2 protein-coding genes are annotated in these 1089 nt (G+C 47.5%); both read left to right on the top strand.

Translation table 11 applies throughout. The annotated features are described in order from the left end of the window. Positions 1-65: 65 nt before the first annotated feature. Positions 66-332, top strand: coding sequence for an IS66 family insertion sequence element accessory protein TnpA (gene tnpA / locus DCC81_RS25280; protein ID WP_108689554.1), 267 nt, complete (start codon positions 66-68; stop codon positions 330-332). 23 nt (positions 333-355) lie between these two features. Then, positions 356-1089, top strand: a 734-nt coding sequence (locus DCC81_RS25275; RefSeq protein WP_133177811.1) for an IS3 family transposase, incomplete at its 3' end; no start/stop codon positions are given.

Here is a 1089-nt window from a genome sequence, read left to right as displayed (position 1 = left end):
GAAAGCTTCCCTGTAAACGGTAGCACATAAAAATATAAAAGTGCTACCTTTAAAAGGGAAGAATTATGAAAAAGAGCAAATTCACGGAGAGCCAGATTATAGGCATTCTCAAGTCGCAGGAAAGCGGCCATTCTGTAGCAGATATCTGTCGTGAGCATGGCATCAGCCAGCCAACCTTTTACCAATGGAAGACAAAGTATTCGGGTATGGAGGTAGCGCAGGTAAAGAAGCTAAAGGAGATGGAAACGGAGCTGGCGCAGTATAAGCGCATTGTAGCTGAACAATCGCTTCAGATCACTGTTTTGAAGGACGTGATCGAAAAAAAGCTCTAGGGCCTGCCGACAAAAGAGAGCTGGTGCAATATGCTACCAATGTGCATGGCATCAGTGTCCGGCAGGCTATAAAGATCTTTTCCATTCAACCCTCCGTATACTACTACAAGCCGAAATCAAACGACGATGCAGTAGTGCGGGAGCAGCTGGCCGATGTTGCGCAGCTGCATAATCGATGGGGTTTCTGGATGATGCACCACTATCTGAGACGGCAGAACTACCATTGGAACCATAAGAAGGTTTACCGGATATACACTGAAATGAAGCTGAACCTGAGACGCAAACACAAGAAGCGTTTGCCAGCCAGGGTGCTGGAGCCATTGGTCTGGCCTATAAGACCCAATATTACCTGGTCTATGGACTTTATGCACGATACGCTAAGCAATGGAGTAAGCTTCAGATCACTGAATGTGATTGATGACTTCAACCGCGAAGTGATGACAATAACCATGGATACGAGCCTGACCAGCAAACGGGTGATCCGGGAACTGGATCAACTGATAGCATGGCGTGGAGCGCCCCAGAAGATCAGCGTGGATAATGGGCCTGAGTTCATCGCAGATGCGATGGATGAGTGGGCGAAGAAAAGAAGGATTGAGATGAAATTTATCCAGCCTGGCAAACCATATCAAAACGGCTATATGGAGCGCTTCAACCGCAGCTTCAGGACAGAGGTGTTGGATGCATATTGTTTTACCCGGCTCAAGGATGCGCAAACAATGGCGTATGCATGGATGTGGGTCTATAACAACGAGCG

Origin of the sequence: Chitinophaga parva (assembly GCF_003071345.1) — a bacterium.
In the GTDB taxonomy this organism is placed as follows: Bacteria; Bacteroidota; Bacteroidia; order Chitinophagales; family Chitinophagaceae; genus Chitinophaga; species Chitinophaga parva.
This window is presented reverse-complemented; position numbering and strand designations above follow the sequence as displayed.